At 63.2% G+C, this 17,471-nt stretch carries 12 protein-coding genes; 5 read left to right on the plus strand and 7 right to left on the minus strand.

The window, feature by feature from the left end; genetic code table 11:
- Nucleotides 1–35: 35 nt before the first annotated feature.
- Both CMV30_RS20845 and CMV30_RS18910 read left to right on the plus strand, forming a co-directional pair.
- Complete coding sequence (locus CMV30_RS20845; protein ID WP_138223390.1) at nucleotides 36–1,907, plus strand: SpoIVB peptidase S55 domain-containing protein; 1,872 nt, start codon at nucleotides 36–38, stop codon at nucleotides 1,905–1,907.
- Between the two features lie 266 nt (nucleotides 1,908–2,173).
- Entirely contained in the window at nucleotides 2,174–4,678 is a 2,505-nt protein-coding gene (locus CMV30_RS18910; RefSeq protein WP_138223391.1) for a hypothetical protein, read from the plus strand.
- 58 nt (nucleotides 4,679–4,736) lie between these two features.
- On the opposite strand, the gene CMV30_RS18915 is transcribed toward CMV30_RS18910, so the two are convergent.
- The 4 genes from CMV30_RS18915 to CMV30_RS18930 all read right to left on the minus strand — a co-directional run bounded on the left by CMV30_RS18915 (nucleotide 4,737) and on the right by CMV30_RS18930 (nucleotide 9,998).
- Nucleotides 4,737–7,367 (minus strand): VIT domain-containing protein, encoded by a 2,631-nt coding sequence (locus CMV30_RS18915; protein WP_096057870.1) that lies wholly within the window; start codon nucleotides 7,365–7,367, stop codon nucleotides 4,737–4,739.
- Nucleotides 7,368–7,371: 4 nt separating this feature from the next.
- Complete coding sequence (locus tag CMV30_RS18920) at nucleotides 7,372–7,722, minus strand: PadR family transcriptional regulator (protein WP_096057481.1); 351 nt, start codon at nucleotides 7,720–7,722, stop codon at nucleotides 7,372–7,374.
- Nucleotides 7,723–7,796: 74 nt separating this feature from the next.
- Nucleotides 7,797–9,308, minus strand: coding sequence for a putative Na+/H+ antiporter (locus CMV30_RS18925; RefSeq protein ID WP_096057482.1), 1,512 nt, complete (start codon nucleotides 9,306–9,308; stop codon nucleotides 7,797–7,799).
- Between the two features lie 48 nt (nucleotides 9,309–9,356).
- Nucleotides 9,357–9,998, minus strand: a complete 642-nt coding sequence (locus tag CMV30_RS18930; protein WP_217494430.1) for an HAD-IB family phosphatase — start codon at nucleotides 9,996–9,998, stop codon at nucleotides 9,357–9,359.
- 407 nt (nucleotides 9,999–10,405) lie between these two features.
- Between CMV30_RS18930 and CMV30_RS18935 the strand changes: the two genes are divergently transcribed.
- Nucleotides 10,406–10,714: an HU family DNA-binding protein gene (locus CMV30_RS18935; protein ID WP_096057484.1), complete on the plus strand. Its 309-nt coding sequence runs from the start codon at nucleotides 10,406–10,408 to the stop codon at nucleotides 10,712–10,714.
- 197 nt (nucleotides 10,715–10,911) lie between these two features.
- Nucleotides 10,912–12,225, plus strand: coding sequence for a histidine--tRNA ligase (gene hisS, locus CMV30_RS18940; RefSeq protein ID WP_096057485.1), 1,314 nt, complete (start codon nucleotides 10,912–10,914; stop codon nucleotides 12,223–12,225).
- Between the two features lie 77 nt (nucleotides 12,226–12,302).
- Here hisS and CMV30_RS18945 read toward each other — a convergent pair whose 3' ends face one another.
- From CMV30_RS18945 to CMV30_RS18955, 3 genes are read right to left on the minus strand one after another with little or no spacing between them, the layout of a single operon-like run.
- On the minus strand, nucleotides 12,303–14,183 hold the full coding sequence (locus CMV30_RS18945) for a SulP family inorganic anion transporter (protein ID WP_096057486.1): 1,881 nt from the start codon (nucleotides 14,181–14,183) through the stop codon (nucleotides 12,303–12,305).
- A gap of 11 nt (nucleotides 14,184–14,194) precedes the next feature.
- Complete coding sequence (locus CMV30_RS18950) at nucleotides 14,195–15,178, minus strand: ParB/RepB/Spo0J family partition protein (protein WP_096057487.1); 984 nt, start codon at nucleotides 15,176–15,178, stop codon at nucleotides 14,195–14,197.
- Between the two features lie 8 nt (nucleotides 15,179–15,186).
- Complete coding sequence (locus CMV30_RS18955; protein ID WP_245844341.1) at nucleotides 15,187–15,807, minus strand: LysM peptidoglycan-binding domain-containing protein; 621 nt, start codon at nucleotides 15,805–15,807, stop codon at nucleotides 15,187–15,189.
- Nucleotides 15,808–15,947: 140 nt separating this feature from the next.
- On the opposite strand from CMV30_RS18955, the gene CMV30_RS18960 reads away from it, so the two are divergent.
- Entirely contained in the window at nucleotides 15,948–17,438 is a 1,491-nt protein-coding gene (locus tag CMV30_RS18960) for a PAS domain-containing hybrid sensor histidine kinase/response regulator (RefSeq protein ID WP_175414973.1), read from the plus strand.
- The last annotated feature ends 33 nt before the right edge of the window (nucleotides 17,439–17,471 follow it).

Raw genomic sequence — 17,471 nt, forward strand, 5'->3', positions numbered from 1 at the left:
GTTATAGAAAAAACTTCTCTCTCCGCGCCCGCCACATGCCCAAGTTCGCCGCCCTCGCCCTCGCCTTCCTCGTCGCCTTAGCGGCCCCACTCACCGCCCAGCCGACCGACGCGCCCCAACTCCCCCTCGCCGAGATAAAACCCGGCCAGACCGGCGAAGTCTGGACCGTTTTCCAAGGCACCCAAATCGAGCCCTTTTCCGTCGTCGTCACCGGCGTTCTTCAAAACGCCCTCGGCCCCGGCAAATCCCTCATCGTCTGCGAACTCACCGACCCTCGCGTCCAAAAAATGGGCGCCGTCGCCGGCATGAGCGGCAGCCCCCTCTACATCGACGGCAAACTCGCCGGCGCCCTCAGCTACCAAATCCAGCGCTTCGAAACCGTCCGCTTCGCCGGCTTCACCCCTATCGGCGACCTCATCGAAGTCTCTCAATTCGAAACCAAATCCCCCCGCCCCGTCACCCCGCACGACAACAACCTTATCCCCCTGGATAAAAACTCCGCCTCCACCAAACGCACCTCCTCGCTCCGCACTCCGCTTCCGTCTCTCAACTCTCAACCCTCAACTCTCAATTTTTCTTCCTCCGTCTCCTCCGTCGCCTCCGACTCCTTCACTCCCCTCACGCCCGTCTTCGCCCTCGGCGGCATCTCCCCGCAAGTCGCCGCCCTCTTCACCGAAGACTTCCGTGCCCTCGGCCTGAATACCACCGCCCTCGGCGGCCACACCAACACCTCGTCCGCCAACTCTAGCGCCGCCTCCGCCTCTCACCCTTCACCCTTCCCTCTTCACTCTTCTCTCCGCCCCGGCTCCGCCGTCGCCGTCGCACTCGCCACCGGCGACATCACCCTCGCCGGCACCGGCACCGTCTCCCACGTCAACGGCAACCACATCCTCGCCTTCGGCCATCCCATGCTCGGCCTCGGCGACGTCGAGCTCCCCATGGCCAGCGCCGAGATCCTCACGATCCTCCCCTCCGCGCTCAACTCCTTCAAACTCTCCAACACCGGCGAAGTCATCGGCACCATCAGCCAGGACCGCCTCTCCGCCATCTACGGCGAGATCGGCCCCAAGCCCGCCATGCTCCCCGTTGTAGTGAAAACTCCAGCACGCACCCTCAACTTCTCCACCGTCCGCCACGACCGCCTCGCCCCCATGATCGCCGGCGCTGGCCTTTCCCAAGCCGTCCTCGGCTCCAACGAAAACGGCCTGGCCGAAGGTTTCCACATCACCACCACCATCACCTATCCCGGCGGCCGCACCCTCGCTACCGACACGATCTTCGCCGGCCCCCAAGGCTTCCAATCCGGCCTCAGCCAGTTCATCCGCCGCCTCTCCGCCAGCCTCGGCAACCCCATCGCCGACGTCTTCCCCGACGCTCTCTCCTTCGTCGTCGAAACGCTCCCGAAAAATCCCGCCGCCAACCTCGATCTCATCCAGGTCTCCCGCACACGCCTTCAACCCGGCGACGACCTCCAGGTCACTCTCACCGTCCGCGATTACCAAGGCTCTCCCGTCCGCGAAACCGTCTCCATCCCCGTTCCCTCCGCCTGGCTCGGCCGCCGCCTCGAACTCCTCGTCATGCGTGGCGACGCTCTCGAACGCGTCACCGGCCGCCCCGAGATGGCCACCGTCTCCCAGATCCGCTCTTTCGATTCCTACCTCGACCTCATGAGCGACAAACGCCGCGACGACGGCCTCTACGTCGTCGTCGCCGAACGCGCCGGCGCCTTTCTCGACCAGACTCAACTCACGCTCGATTATCCCGGCAGCATCGAACGCATCGCCCGCGGCTCCGACGAAACCCGCTTCCAAAAACGCGACGTCCTCGTCCCCCTTTGGGAAACACATCTCTTCCCCGGCAAACTCCTCGACGCCGCCCACCGCCGCCCCCTCCAAGTCAGCGAATGATCGCTCTTCGCTCCGAGGGTAGGGCGCGTTAGCCCTAACGCGCCGTCCGCATCGCCCGCGAACCAACTTCGAAAACTCATCAACAAACCCCGCACTCACGCCGAAAACTGAGCGTCCATCAGCGTCCTTGAGCGGTTCCCATTCCGTCCCTCCGAACTCCATGCCCTCTGTGTCCGCGCTCCGTGTCCTCTGTGGCAAAAAATCCGATTCCTAAACTCCTCCCTCCGTTTCCTCCGCTCCCTCCCACAAACTTTCCCACGCCCATCATGCCCACCAAGCACGCCGCACCCACCAACTCACGCATGACTCTCCCACTCTCCCGCCACACGTCACAACCCCGCCATCGCCCCCTTTTCGTACCTTTCGTGTGTTTCGTGGTTCTCATCTCCACCTCCGCTTCTTCCATCTTCGCCGCCCCGCTCTCCCGCAGCCTCCCCATCGACTTCTTTCGCGACATCTCCAGCCGTAACCTCAAAGGCCTCGCCACCCGCTCCGACGGCCGCCTCGTCGCCGGCCCCGTCCTCACCGACCTGAGCGGCCCCGCCTTCGCCGACATCCTCTGGACCCTCGAATCCTCCTCGCCCGACTCCACCCGCTGGCTCGTCGGCACCGGCCCCGAAGGAAAAATCTTCGAACTCACCCTCGACCTCACGGCCAACACCTACACCTCCCGCGAAATCGCCGACCTCGACGACACCCACGTCTTCGCCCTCCGCCGCCTCCCCGACGGCGCGCTCCTCGCTGGCACCTCGCCCCACGGCACGCTCTCCCTGATCCGCGACGGCAAAATCGTCTCCCGCGCCACCCTCCCCGCCGACACCATCCACGACATCCAGCTCAGCCGCGACGCCGCGCTCGCCTACATCGCCACCGGCAACCCCGGCCGTATCTACGAACTGGATCTCAAAAAATTCGCCGCTTCCACGCTCCCCGTTCCCGACTCCCAGCCTTCCGCCTCTCAACCCTCAACCCTCAACTCTCAACTTTCCCTCCCTGCCTTCCTCCGCCTCCTCGGCGAAATCAAAGACCGCAACGCTCGCCGCCTCGCCCTCCTCGGAGACAACCTCGTCATCGGCTCCGCCCCCAAAGGAAACCTCTACACGCTCCCGCTCACTGGCGGCGAACCCCTGATCCTCCAGGAAAACCGCGACGCCGAAGTCGCCACGCTCCTCCCTCAACCCAACGGTGATCTCTACGCCGCCCTCGTCTTCTCCAACCAGCAAGCCGAGTCCCGCCTCAACCGCCCCCAACCCGCGCGCACACCAGCCGCTCCCACCGAAGCCACCGCCACTCCCGGCGCTCCAGCCCCCGACCAGCCCCCCGCGCCCAACGCCCCCGGCACTCCTCCCGTCCCACCTACCGCCGCACCCACGCCACCGCTCGCCCCGATTCCCCAATTCCCCGGCCGCAGCTCCATCGTTTATTTCCCGAAAAACGGACTCCCCGAAACCGTCGTCTCCCGCAGCAACCTCGCCTTCTACGCCCTCGCCCGCCGCTCCGACACCCTGATCATCGCCGGTGGCGAACAAGGCGACATCCTCGGCTACGACCTCCCCGCGCGCCTCGGCCTCACCTTCCCCGGCACCGCCTCCGCCCAAATCAACCAGATCGTCCCTCTGACCGTCTCCGCTTCCGCTCCCTCCGTCTCTCAACCCTCAACTTTCAACCCTCAACCTTCCGCCTCCGCCCCATCCCGCTTCCTCCTTCTCCGTAACAACACCCCAGGCCTCGCCCTCCTCGACTTCGCCGCCCCCGGCCCCCGCGAAGCCGAAACCAAACGCCTCGACCTCGGCTCCCCCGCCACCCTCGGCGCCCTCCGCTTCCCCCGTATCCGCGAAGCCACTCCCGCCGACCTCACCGTCAAAGTCCGCACCACCTTCGCCGCCGACGAAGCCGAGTCCTGGACTCCCTGGCTCGCCGCCCCCCTCCGCGAAGACGGCTGGCTCGCCGACAACCAACGCGGCCGCTACGTGAAACTCCAGATCTCCCTCCCCGCCTCCGCCGCCAACGCCCAGCTCGACAAACCCGACCTCTTCTTCCTCCCCCAAAACCGCCGCCCTTCGCTCACCGAATTCCGCATCGCCGCCCCCGGCTTCTCCCTCGTCCCGCCCTCGCCTTCGACCGACTTCCAATCGCCCCCGTCCACCCTCGGCCAGCTCCTCGGCGGCTCCGACCGCCCCAGCTCGAGCTCCCGCAACAGCCTCAACTCAGCCCGCATCTTCCCGCAGCCCGGCCTTCAAATCGTCACTTGGACCCTCTCCGACGCCGACGACGATGAACTCCGCTCCACTTTCTCGATACGCCGCGCCGGCACCTCCGACTGGCTCGACCTCGCCGTTAACACCACCGACACCTTCGCCCAATTCGACACCACCCACCTCGCCGACGGCGTGTACGACACTCGCGTCACCGCCACCGAACAAGCCCCCCGCCCCTTCGCCGACCGCCTCACGGTCACCTTCGAAACCGACGACCTCGTCATCGACAAAACCCCGCCCGTCATCACCGAAGTCAAAGTCGCCCGCACCGCCGACGCGCTCCTGATCACCGTCTCCGGCCGCGACGCCGTGAGCCTCCTCATCGGCGCCGAATTCGTCTTCAACAACGGCCACCGCGCCGAAGCCACCCAGCCCGACGACGCCATCCGCGACAGCCGCGCCGAGTCTTTCACGCTCCGCCTTGAGCCCGAAAAAGCCCTCAACGCCACCACCGTCGAAGTCCTCCTCTACGACGAACTAGGCTACGCCACCTCCCGCCGCATCACCCTCTGAAGGCCTCCGTGGGTAGGGCGGGTTAGCCCTAACCCCGCCGGTTCGACTCCCCGCCCACTCACGCCGCTCGCCGCAGCTTCCGCTTCCGCCACACCACAAACACCGCCGCCGCCCCGCCCATGATGAGCACCACCGTCGCCGGTTCCGGGATACTCGGTGCCGTCGCCGGATCGATCGCCGCCAGTCCCGCCGCATCGAACTGCGCCTTCGTCTCCAGCACGACTGCGCCCGACACCGCCGTCACCAGCTGAAACTTCCCCGCGAGCGCCACCGCCTCCGCCCGCTTCCCACCCGCAACCAACCGCGCGATTTCATCCGCCGCCCAAAGCCGCGCGATGTGCCCGCCCTTCTCCTGCTGCTCTAATGTCAAATTCGGCGTTGTCCGATCCGACATCGTCCGCTCCAGATTTCTCCCGCCACCCGTCAGCGCCCGCCCGAGCTCCGCGCTCAAATCCTCCCGCAACGTCCCCCAGCGCTCCGCCGCCGTCACGCGCGTCACGCCATCCAGCTTCTCCAAAATCACCTGCGCGCCCTGCACCACCGCAAACGCGCGAATCGCCACCTGCTTCGGCCGCCGCGTTTGCTTCTGCGAAAGCCCTTCAAACGACTGCCACCCGACCGGCTGCGTCCCGTGAATCCACAAAATCTCCCCGCCCGCCGCCGCCGCGTCATCCCACGCCGCCGACAACGCATCCAGATTGTCCTGACCGCCGACAAAACGCTGCGCCCTCAACCACGCCGCCACTTCCGCCGGCGCGCGCCCCGGACAACTCACCACCACATCGCCCGCCACGAGCAGCCGGATCTTCGCCGCGGCATCCTGCGCCCCGATCACATCCGCGATCTCACCGATGAGCGGCCCCATCGCCTGCGATCCATCGATAACCACCACGAGTTCGCGCGCCGCCTTTCGCTCCGCCTCGACCAGCCTCTGCACAAACACCTTCCCCGGCATCTGTGAATGCACCGCCCAGTGCTCACGCCTCTCCGCATTTCCGCTCACCATTACCAGCGGAAGCACTTCGCCGTTTTTCAACGCGATCGCTCCATGCGCTGACCACAGTCCATTCGTCTCCCGCACCGGTTTCAGTCCGCCGTCCGCCAGCGCCAGCGGACTCGCCGACTCCAGCCACAGTGCGTGAGTCACCCCATCCGGCACGCTAAAATTCTGCTCGATGATCCGCGGCAGCATCATCTCCGCCTTCCCTTCCGAGATCGCGCGCAACGGCATCGTCACGCCGAAGCGGATCTTCATCTCCCCGTTCGCCGGCACCGGGAAACACTGCATCTGCACCCGGTTCGGCCCCTTCGTCGTAACGAGCACCGGATCGCGCCGCTGCTGGATCGCGACCTTCTGATAAGCCTCGCGCACCTGCGAGCGCCCCGCGAACGCCGCCTCCCGCTCCTCGCCATTCACCCACAACGTCAACCGCGACACCACCCCGCCCGGCGGCAGCGCGATCTGCGCCCGCGCCTCCTGCTGCCAGCCCGCCGTGTTCTTAAACACCATCGTCCACTCCAAATAACCCGTCAGCGCATCCGCATCGACCGTCCCATCGATCCGCGACTCCGTCAGAGCCAGTCCCTTGAGCCTTTGCCCGACCACTTCCCCGCCCGCGTTTGAATCCCACACCCAATCGTCACTCATCCGCGAACGTCCGCCGAAACCGAAACGCTCGGGCATTGGCACCAGATTGAACGGCTTTCCCGTCACTCGATAAAAAATCGTGCGCGCCTCCTCGACCGGAAGGTGTTTTCCAAACGAGAAAACAAAGCCCACCAGATCCATCGCCGCTCCATTGCGCGGATAGCACCGCTGCAAAAGTCTCTCTTCGCTGCCCACCGCACGGAGCAAATGAAGCCCTCGCTGCATCGTCTCTGTTCTCTCGGAACGCGCCAGGCGAAGCCCCGCCTCCGTCAGGATCGACGGCGTCTCCAATCCTACGAGCGCCAGCAACGCGATCACCACACCCGCGCGCCAGCCATGCATCGCCTGCCCTGCGGTCTTTTGCGCTCTACGCAGTCGCGTGCGACAGATCAGTGCCGTGATCAAAGCCATCAATGGCGCCAGCGGCAGCAGCCCGATCCCGAAAAAAATCACCGCGAGCACGGCAAACGGCGTGATCAGCGCAAACATCGCCGCATACAGCGCAGCGACCGCCACCGCCGCCCCGTTCAACAATCCCAGCCAGCGCGGAATCACCGCGTCCCGCCCGCCTTCACTGGCGCAACGTCCCGCATGATACAGCGCCAGGCCGTTTGCCAGCGGCACCAGCGCGATCATCAGCGCGTGAAACAGCGTCGGCATCGGATCGAACATCTCCGACGAACACGCGCGGGTGATAAACTCAAAGACCAGCGCCACCACCGGCAGCACCACACCCAGCGCGATGCAAAAAAACGTGACCAACGAGCTGTTCTTTTCTTCAGGACTATCCCCGTTTCTTCCGCTACCCGCATCCTGAACCCCGACCAGTTCCGCTTCGATTGTGCCCATCCGCGCTAGAACCCGCCGCACATCCTCCGGTGTCGCCACGGCGATCTTCTGCGCCGTCAGCTCCTCGCTTACATGACGCTCGATGTCTTCCGACACTTCGTTCGCGTCCGCACCCACCGCGATCATGCGCGTGCGCACAGCGGCCACATGGCGTTCAAGTTCGTTCCTCGCGCTCTCAGTCCAGGTAATCATGGGGTTAGTTTTTGCGCCGCAACGCGCGGCAAGCCGGCACCAGTTCCAAAAGATAATCGTTCATGAGCGCCGCCACCTTCCGGCCCGCCGGCGTGAGCGAATAATACTTCCGCGCGGGCCCTTCGCTCGACTCCTCCAGCCGCGTCTTCACCAGCCCCTGCAACCGCAGCCGGGACAACAACGGATAAAGCGTTCCCTCCGTCACACCGAAGCCCGGCAGATTCGCCAGCTCCTTCACTAGTTCATAGCCGTAGCGTTCCTGCCCATCGAGAGCGTTGAGGATGCACAGATCGAGCACGCCCTTGCGGACCTGCACCGTCCAATTGCCGAAAATCTCCTCGGAGGAATCTGCCACACCAGTACCTTGGATTACAAGGTACCCGGCCTGTCAATGATCAGCTCGACACTTTCATCGAATTTTCCGCCTGCTTAGAGAGCCATGAACGCCAGCCCCATGATCACCGTCGGGATCAGCGCGCCCACCAGCAATCCGATCGGCGACACCCCGCTCGGGAAATACCGCTGCAAGATCGACTGCCCCGCCGGGTTCGGCGCATTCGCGATCACCGTCAAACCGCCGCCCGTCACCGCGCCCGCGACGACCGCGTACTTCAACTCATCCGTGAATCCCGGCACCAGCGTTGCCAGGTAGGTGATCGCCGCATTGTCATTCACGGCCGTCAGCACCGTCGCTCCGAGGAACAGCGGCATCTCGCCCAATCGCGAAAGCACCGGCTCGATCCACCAGCCCTGCAATCCGCCGTGAACCACGAGTCCCGCGAGAAAAAACCCGACCAGCAGCGACGGCTTCAAATCCAGTTTTCCCTGGTGGTGCGCCGTCGCCTGCGAGAACGCCAGGAAGAACAAAAACCCGCCCACAAACAGCGCCGGATAATGCGCCACGAAGACCGTGAACCCCATGAATCCCAGCTGCACGATCGTGATCCACGCAGGCACCGGCGCCTCCGCCGCAACCTTGGCCTTGCCCGCCTCCGCCGCCCGCTTCGCCTCGTTCAACCCCGCGAGTTCCTTGCGGAAATACACCCCGTAGAGCGCCGTCGCCACCACGATCCCCGCCACCGCCTTCCACCCGAAATGCGTGAACATATACGCCATGTCCCACTTCCACGTCGCCGCCACCATCAGCACCGGCGGTGCCGCGAAATGCGTCAGCGTCCCGCCGACCGACACATTCACGAACAAAAGCCCCAGCGTCGCGTATGCGAACTTCGGCGACGGCTTCAGCTCGTAGAACTGCCGCGCCAGCAGCAGAGCCGCGATCGTCATCGCCGCCGGCTCCGTGATGAACGATCCCAGGATCGGCGCGATCACCAGGATCGCCAGCCACCACGCTGCGACCGATCCCTTCCCGAGCGAGGCCACCGCGCGCAAACACTGCTCCGCCACACGAAGCACCGGCCGCGTCGACGCCAGCGCCATGATCACCACCACGAACATCGGCTCCGTGAAATTCACCCGGTGCCCCACATAATCCACCACCGTCCCCCATCCCTTCGAAAACCCGAGCGCCGCCATCAATACGATCACCCAGATCCCGAACACCGCCTCCACCTCGCCGAAGAAATGCAAAATCTGCCCCTTGAAACTCACCTCATCCGGACGCCCGTCGTCATTATTGTCCTCCGCGCGCTTCCGGTTCGCGATCTTCGCCGCGTGTGCCTCCTCGATCTCGTGAGCCATGTGCCGGAACTTCGACGCCAGAAACGTGTGGATGATCGCCAGCACGAAAATCGCCGTCGCCACCGCATTGAACGGCTCCGCCTGCACCCGCCCGATCAACGTCTCCAGCAATCCCTTTTCAGGCCCGTCGCCATAGCTCGCCAGCGCCTTGGGGAAATCGCCCGCCGCCGCAGCCGCCGCGTGAACACTACCAGTGACCGTCAGCCATCCGGCTGAAATGAGCGCGATGAATCGTTTCATGCGCCCTACCGAAAGACCGGCGGAGCACTAGGCAAGCGCACTCCACCGCTACAGCAACGAATTCAACCCATCCAACGACACGATGAATTTCCCCGCACCCGCACGCACCTTCTCGCGCACCACATACCGGCCGAAGCCCACGAACAAATCGACCACCGGCTTCGTCTCCAAATCGCTCACACCGTCGCCGACCATCACCACCCGCGCAGGCTTCAACTCCGCCCGCAGCTGTTGGATCACCTCAGGCTTCCCCCCCGAACGCGTCGTCGGGTACTTTTCATCGAAACCGCGATACGCCCCCGCCGCGTCGAAAAATAAATCCACCGCCTCCACCCGCGCGATTCCCAGCAAATCCGCCAGCGGCCGGATCGCCGGCCTGAACCCTCCACTAATAATCATCGGCGTCCACCCCCGCGCCACCAGCCCACTGATCGTCGCCCGCGCCGTCGGCTCGATCGTTTCAATATACCGCCGCCCCACCGCCTCCACCTCCGCTCGCGTCGGCCGGATGATCTCCAACCGACGCCCGAAAACCGCCTCTACCGCGATCTTCCCATCCATCGCCTCATTCGTCATCGCCTCTACCTGACGAAAAATCCCCGGCCCTTTCACCCGGCCCAATTCGTCGATGCCCTCGATGGACGAGAGCGTGCTGTCACAGTCAAAAATGATCAGGTTAAGCGAGGACACAGCGCAGACCAAACGCGACGTAACCGCACTAGCGCAACCCGGATTTCCCATCACCGGAATCGCCTGGGTTTCATGGCTCACGAACGCCTGCCCGAAACGTAGGCCAGCGAACTCACTCGCGCTCCGCCTGACTGCTCGCCCGACAATCCATCGACCAGCTCGCCTGACCCTTACTATTGCTTATCTACTTAAATTGCCGGGCTTTATCGTATCCAACTCACGCTAAATCTCACTCCTGCGGGAACCACTCGCCCGATCACGAATCTCTTTAGCCGCTTGATGCTTTGTGTTTTGCGCATGTTTTTTATGCCTTTTTTAAGAAAAACCCCGTCTCGCGGGTTGACGTAATCGTAGAGCTGAAAATTACTTAGAGAAATCCAAACCCGCATCCAATAAGGATACCCAACATGTCCACCAACCTGACCAAACGAGAAATCGTCCTCGAAATTTATGAGAAGACCGGCTTCCCCCAAAAGGAAGTGGTCGCCACGGTCCAGATGACCCTCGACATCGTCATGAAGGCCCTCGCCGAAGGCCGTAACGTCGAACTCCGCAACTTCGGCGTCCTCGAAGTTCAAAAGCGTAAGTCGCGCATCGGCCGCAACCCGAACAAGCCCGAAGCCGAAGTCGTCATCCCCGAGCGCGCCGTCGTTAAGTTCAAGTCCGGCAAGATCCTCAAACAGCTCCTCAAGAAGCTGGATATCGCCACGCTCTAAGCGGCAACCATCGCCCGCTGAAATTTTCAGCCGGACCTTCACGGGTCCGGCTTTTTTATTCCTTTGGAGGGACGACCTCCGTGTCGTCCGTCTGACATCCGCTCGCTTGCGGCGCGCAAATCCTCCCGCCCTCACGCCGACCACTCGGGAAATTTTATTCGCCCTGCCCCGCCCCGATTCCCAACGTCTGCCCTCCCATGGCCACGTTCCAGACACTGCCCGGTTTCCGTGAGTTCTATCCCGACGCCCTCGCGCGCCGGAATCACCTCTTCCGCCTCTGGCGCCAGACCGTGCACACCTTTGGCTTCGCCGAATACGACGCCCCCGTCCTCGAACCGCTCGAACTCTACAAAACGAAGTCCGGCGACGAGATCGAAGCCCAGCTCTTCAGCTTCACGGATAAAGGCGGCCGCGAAGTCGCGCTCCGTCCCGAGATGACGCCCACCGTCTGCCGCCTCGTCGGCGAAAAAGCCTCCTCGCTCAAGCGCCCGATCAAGTGGTTCAGCATCGCCGAATTCTACCGCTACGAGCGCATGCAAAAAGGCCGTGGCCGCTGCTTCTTTCAATTCAACGCCGACATCTTCGGCGAGCCCGGCGTCGAAGCCGAAACCGAGCTCATCGCGCTCCTCACGCAGTGCCTCTGCTCTTTCGGCCTCACGGCCGAGGATTTTTTCGTCCGTCTCAGCGACCGCAATCTCTGGTTCTACTACCTCGAAGCTCTCGGTCTCGACGACGCCCGCGCCCGCGGCATCCTCGGTGCCGTCGACCGGTATGAGAAACTCGGCGACGACGCTTTCAAAGGCTACGTCGAGCAATTCGGCCCGCTCGATCCCGCGCTCAAAGAAAAAGTCCTCGCCTTCCTCCAGATCAAATCGATCGACGTCCTCGAAGCCACGCTCGCGCCTTACTCGCAGGAAAAACTCACCGCCCGCCTCTCCGACTGGAAAAAACTCCTCGGCAACCTCGACGCGATGGGCCTCTCCCGCTTCGTCACCGTCGATCTCGGCGTAGTCCGCGGCCTCGCCTACTACACCGGCTTCGTCTTCGAGGCCTTTGATCGCAAAGGCGAACTCCGCGCCCTTGCCGGCGGCGGCCGCTACGACAATCTCGTCGGCAAACTAGGCTACGCCGAAATGCCCGCCGTCGGTTTCGCCATCGGCGACATGACCTTCGCGCTCCTCCTCGAACAACGCGGCCTCATGCCCAACTTCGTTCAAGCGCCCGACGTTTACGCCGTCATCGGCGGTGAAAAAGAACGCCTCGAAGCCTTCGCCGACATCCACGCGCTCCGCGCCGCCGGCTTCCGCGTCGAGTACCCGATGAAGGAAGTCGCCTTCGGCAAACAATTCAAAGCCGCCTCTGAATCCGGCGCGAAGCTCGCCCTCATCTACGGCGGCGACGAACTCACCAAAGGCGTCGTCAAAATCCGCGACCTCACCGACCGCAGCGAACACGAAGTCCCCCGCGCCCAAGTCCTCGCCAACGTGAAGAACTTCTTCTCCGGCGAGTGATTCTCTCGCCGTCGGCCCGAATGCTTGCACGCGCTCCGATTCTCACACCATCAGCTGCCGTCCCTCCGCCCCGCCGCTCAGATCGCGTAATCCTCCAGCTTCCCCTTGTCGTCAGGGAAACTCTTCGCGTCTCCGCCTTGCTCGCTCTGCTTCTTCCGGTCGTAGAAAATCCGCACATCCGCCTTCGTCGTCTGGAGCAGATGCGACGCCCGCAGCAGCGCCTTCTTGGTGCTCGCCGTCAGATTCGCCTCCGCCGGGAAAATATTCTCCGCCCCCAGCTTCTCCCACGCGCCGCTCGCACGGAGCACCTTCTCCACATCCGGGTTGATTCCGCTCACCAGCAAATGCCGGCCGCTCTTCTGCAAATACTCGTGCAGCTGTAGCAGAGACATCACCGACGTCGCATCTAGATGGCGCGCGTTCTTCATGCGTAAAATCACCACGCGAATATCGCCATCGTCCGCCAGATACCGCACCTGCTCCTGAAACAAATCCGCCGCCCCGAAAAACAATTCGCCTTCCACGTGCACGATCGAGATCGCGTTATTCCGTCTCTGCTTGCGATCGTCCAACTCCGTCAACGTTCCGCTGTCGCTAAAACTATACTCCACCAGCGAAGGCGCGCTCGCCTTGCGCAAAAACAGGATCAGCGATGCACCGATACCCACGTAGATCGCCGTATCGAGCTTGAGGAAAAACGCCGCCGCGATCGTCGCCGTGAACACGATCGCATCCGACCTCGTCGCTCTCAGCGCGATGCGGATCTGGTCGCGATGCACCAGCTTCCAGCCGATGCGGATCAAGTGCGCCGCCAGACTCGGCACAGGGATGAAGTTAATTAACGGCGCGACGAAAAACAGCGCCGCCAGCACCATCAAACTGCTTGAAAGCGCCGCGATCTGCGTGCGCCCGCCACTGTGGTAATTCGCTCCGCTGCGCGCAAACGACGCCGAGCCCGGCATCGCCCCGTAGAAACTATTCGCGACGTTCGCCAGCCCCATCGCCACAAGCTCCTGATTCGAGTCCAGCCGCTGCCCCGACTTCGCCGCCAGCGTCTTCGAGATCGAGACCGCCTCCAGCATTCCCAACAATGAAATCGCCAGCGCCGCACCCAGCAGCGGCGAGATCACCGACGGATTCGCCGACTCCAGCGGCATCCCCAGAAACGACGGCACAGCCACCGCCAGCGCCCCTTCATCCTGGATCGTGTGAATCCCCAACTGCGCCAGCCCGCCGTATTTCGTGAACAGCGACAGAAAAACCAATCCGAACAACTCCGCCGGCAACTTCGGGAAAAAATGTTCGATCGCCCAGAACAACAGCAGCGTCGCGCCGCCCATGAGCGCCGCGTACGGATTGAAATCCAGTGCCGCCAGGCTCACCGCCGCATGGACCAGCCCGTCCACGAAGTTCCCGCGCTCCCCCGCCACGATTCCTAACAAGTGAGGGATTTGTCCCGCAGCCAGCAGCAACCCGACCGCCGTGCTGTAGGCGATGATTACAGAGCGCGAAATGAACTGCGTCAGCTTCCCCAGCTGCGTCAGTCCCGCGATCAGTTGAAACGCACCGATCAGCAACGCCAGCAGCAGCGTTATCTGCGCCGGGCTAAGCGCCCCGACATCGCTCATCGAATAAATCGTCGCCGCCAGGATGATGCTGATCGAATTCGTCGGTCCAAAAACCAGATGCCGCGACGAACTGAACAGCGCCGCCACAAATCCCCCGATGATCACCGACATGATCACCATCAACGGCGGCAATCCCACGATCAGCGCAAAACCGATCGCCTGCGGAATCGACACGAGCGAGACCGTCGCACCCGCGATCAAATCCGCCTTCAGCTTCACCCAGTTGTAAGTACGGAGCTCGTCGCCCAGCGGAAAACGCTCGCGCACCCAGCGCTTCGAAAAACGCTGCAACTGATCGACAGCGGCAGCGGCATTTTCGGGAGTCGGCATCGGGCCGGATCTTAAGCCTCCACGCCAAGTTTTTCCAGGATGCGGTGCAGATCGTCGTTCCCCGCGTACTCGATCACGATCTTCCCCTTCTTTGGCGAATGATTGACCGCCACCCGCGCACCGAGATGCGACGTTAGTTTCTTCTGAATACTCGTAATCGCCGCCGCTTCCATGGGCGGCACCGTGCGCCCCGTCGGAGCGGTGCCCTTCGCAGGGGAACCCGTCGGCGACGCCTTATGCGACTGCACCAGTTTCTCCGTCGCCCGCACGCTCAGTCCATCCTCAATCACCCGCCGAGCCAGCACCGCGCGCTGCGCCGGCTCCTCGACGCCGAGCAGCACCTTCGCGTGACCGACGCTGATCAAATTTTTCGAAAGAAATCCCTGCAACTCACCATCGAGCGACAGCAGCCGCAGCGAGTTTGCCACCGATGCGCGTCCCTTGCCCACGCGCTCCGAAGCCGCTTCCTGCGTGAGATCGAAATCCCGGATCAAACTCGCGTACCCATACGCCTCTTCGATCGGGTTGAGCCCCTCACGCTGCAAATTTTCAATCAGCCCGAGCGCAGCCGACGACGCATTGCTCGCCTCCACCACGCGCGCCGGGATCGACTTGATTTTGAGCAACTGAAACGCGCGCCAGCGCCGCTCGCCCGCGATCAGTTGAAATTTGTCGCCCGTCTTCCTCACCACGATTGGCTGCAATAATCCTTCCGAGCGGATGCTCTCCGCCAGTTCGCTCAACTGCTCCGATGTGATCTCGCGCCGCGCCTGATACGGACTCGGCTCGATTTGCAGCACGGGCACCTCAAGAAACCCCGGTGCTCCCGCAGGAGCCGGTGCGGCTTGCGGCGCAGCAGCTGCCGATGTTTTCGCCGCCGCTGACTCAGCCGGAGCATTTTTAGCAGGCGTGGCGGAGGTTTTTGCGGAGGCCGGAGTGGCGTTGGCGATGAGACCGCCGAGACCGCGACCGAGACGAGATTTGGGAGCTGCCATGTTGTTGCTTACTTTCCTCCCGGAATGAAGAGCGTCTGGCCAACCTGAATTTTCGACGCATCGGTAATCTTGTTGGCGTTAATGATGTCCTGCGACTTCGCCCCGTACTTGCGCGCGATCGAGCTCAGCGAATCGCCCGGTTGCACGACATGCGGCACACCCTCCTTCGGGAAATCATCGCTGAACGTCGGCTGCGCCACCGGACCGCGTCCACCGCCGCCCTTCGCGATTGAGGCCAGCGCAGTGTTCGTGCGCTCAGCCAATTTCTCCATCTGCACGGAAACCACCTGAAGCGTCTCCGCCTTCGTCGCGGCGTTACCCGCCTTGATCGCGCGGTTCAGATCGGCGACCGCCTCGTTGAGGTGCGCCAGCGTCGCATAACTCTGCGCCGCGCCCGCGGACTTCGTTCGCAGATCTCCATTTTCTCGCTCCAACTGTTCCACCCGTAACTGGAGTTCCCCTACGCGCTGCGTGAGCAACCGCACATCCTCCCGCATGTTGGCGAACTCCACCGCTGCGCTCTGCGCGAGCAGCGACGTAGCGGGCAGTGCAAACAGACCAGCGATAAGAAACAGCGAGGTTTTAATCATGGCGACCCGCACCTTGCGTAAACGGAGGGTCAAAAACAAGCGGCATGAGCGCATCCGTACTCTAGATTTAAGTTTCCGTTAGACTTCATCGAGATACCCACCCAGTAAACAGCCCTCCCCTTATGCCGACTTCGATGCGTCGAAAAACGGTGCTAATCTTTGCACTCGCCTTTGCCCTTTTGGTCAGCCTCGGCGCGATCATCACGCAAGAGTCCATGCAGGAACGCCTCGGCCAGGCTTACTACGTCATCTGCCTCTCCATCATCGGCTGCATCCTCGTCCTCCTCGCCGGCTACACATGGGATCGCACCTTGGTTAAACAAATCCGCGACATCGGCACCACCGCGCGCACGAAATCAGCCGCCGAATCAGATGACACCTTGGTCGATCCTCTCGACGGCGACTCCGGCCACGACGAAGTCATGGGCCTCGCCCGCCAGATCGAGCGCATGGCGCAATCGCTCCAAAAAACCGAAGCCAGCTACCGCGCCATCGTCGAGGACCAGCTCGACCTCATCTGCCGCTACCGTGCCGACGGCAAACTCACCTTCGTCAACGGTGCCTACCAGCGCTTCTTCGGCAAAAAACGCTCCGAGCTCATCGGCCAGCGCTTCACCCTTCACGAACTCGGTTTTCCCTCACGCGACTTCCATGGCGAGCTCCCCGAATCCGCCAGCTTCGAACACGAGCTCAGTTCCGCCGACGGCCGCCGCATCACTCACGTCTGGGCTCACCGAGCGATCAAAGACTCCGACGGCCGCATCATGGAGTTTCAAGCCGTCGGCCACGACATCACCGTCCGCAAAGAAGCCGAGGCCGCCCTCGTCCGCGCCAAAGACGCCGCCGAATCCGCCGACCGCGCCAAGAGCGAATTCCTCGCCATCGTCAGCCACGAAATCCGCACCCCCATCAACGGCGTCATCGGCTTCACCAAACTTCTCCGCGAGACCCCGCTCAACACCGACCAGCGCGGCTTCGTCGATATGATCGGCACCAGCGGCCTCACGCTCGAAGCGTTGATCAGCGACATCCTCGACATGTCCAAGATCGAAGCCGGCAAGATCGACATCGACCACACCCCCTACGCCCTCCGCCGCTCCGTCGAGGAAGTCATCACTTTCTTCACCCCCAAAGCCCGCGCCGCCGGCCTCACCCTGCACACCAACATCGACGCCGACGTTCCCCCCGTCGTTAACGGCGACCCCAACCGCCTCCGCCAGATCCTCGTCAACCTCGTCGGCAACGCCATCAAGTTCACCGAACGCGGCCACATCACCGTCAACGTCTCCTGCGGTCGCGGCGGCAACATCGAAGACTCCAGCCGCCGCGAAGTGCGCCTCTTCTTCGGTGTCAACGACACCGGCATCGGCATCCCCGCCGAAAAAATCAGCCAGCTCTTCCGCCCCTTCAGCCAGGTGGACACATCCGCCTCGCGCCGCCGCGGTGGCACCGGCCTCGGCCTCATCATTTCAAAACGCCTCTGCGAACTCATGGGCGGCGCCATCTCCGTCGAAAGCGAAGCCGGTCGCGGCTCCACCTTCCGATTCACCATCCTCGCCGATTACGACCGCAGTGCGGACAGCGCGCCCCCCATCGAAACCGCGCGCAACGCCCACAGCCTCACCGCCCACTCCGCCGTTCCCTTCCCCGGCGCGCCCCAGCCCACCTAAGGCAATCAACGGTGCCACCTCACCGCGAACGGG

The organism is Nibricoccus aquaticus (genome assembly GCF_002310495.1).
Taxonomy (GTDB): Bacteria; Verrucomicrobiota; Verrucomicrobiia; order Opitutales; family Opitutaceae; genus Nibricoccus; species Nibricoccus aquaticus.

Excerpts from the sequence above, each read along its gene's own strand:
- CMV30_RS18945 (WP_096057486.1), bottom strand. The coding sequence starts at position 14,183 with ATGCCGACTCCCGAAAATGCCGCTGCCGCTGTCGATCAGTTGCAGCGT.
- hisS (WP_096057485.1), top strand. The coding sequence starts at position 10,912 with ATGGCCACGTTCCAGACACTGCCCGGTTTCCGTGAGTTCTATCCCGAC.
- CMV30_RS18950 (WP_096057487.1), bottom strand. The coding sequence starts at position 15,178 with ATGGCAGCTCCCAAATCTCGTCTCGGTCGCGGTCTCGGCGGTCTCATC.
- CMV30_RS20845 (WP_138223390.1), top strand. The coding sequence starts at position 36 with ATGCCCAAGTTCGCCGCCCTCGCCCTCGCCTTCCTCGTCGCCTTAGCG.
- CMV30_RS18925 (WP_096057482.1), bottom strand. The coding sequence starts at position 9,308 with ATGAAACGATTCATCGCGCTCATTTCAGCCGGATGGCTGACGGTCACT.
- CMV30_RS18910 (WP_138223391.1), top strand. The coding sequence starts at position 2,174 with ATGCCCACCAAGCACGCCGCACCCACCAACTCACGCATGACTCTCCCA.
- CMV30_RS18915 (WP_096057870.1), bottom strand. The coding sequence starts at position 7,367 with ATGATTACCTGGACTGAGAGCGCGAGGAACGAACTTGAACGCCATGTG.
- CMV30_RS18935 (WP_096057484.1), top strand. The coding sequence starts at position 10,406 with ATGTCCACCAACCTGACCAAACGAGAAATCGTCCTCGAAATTTATGAG.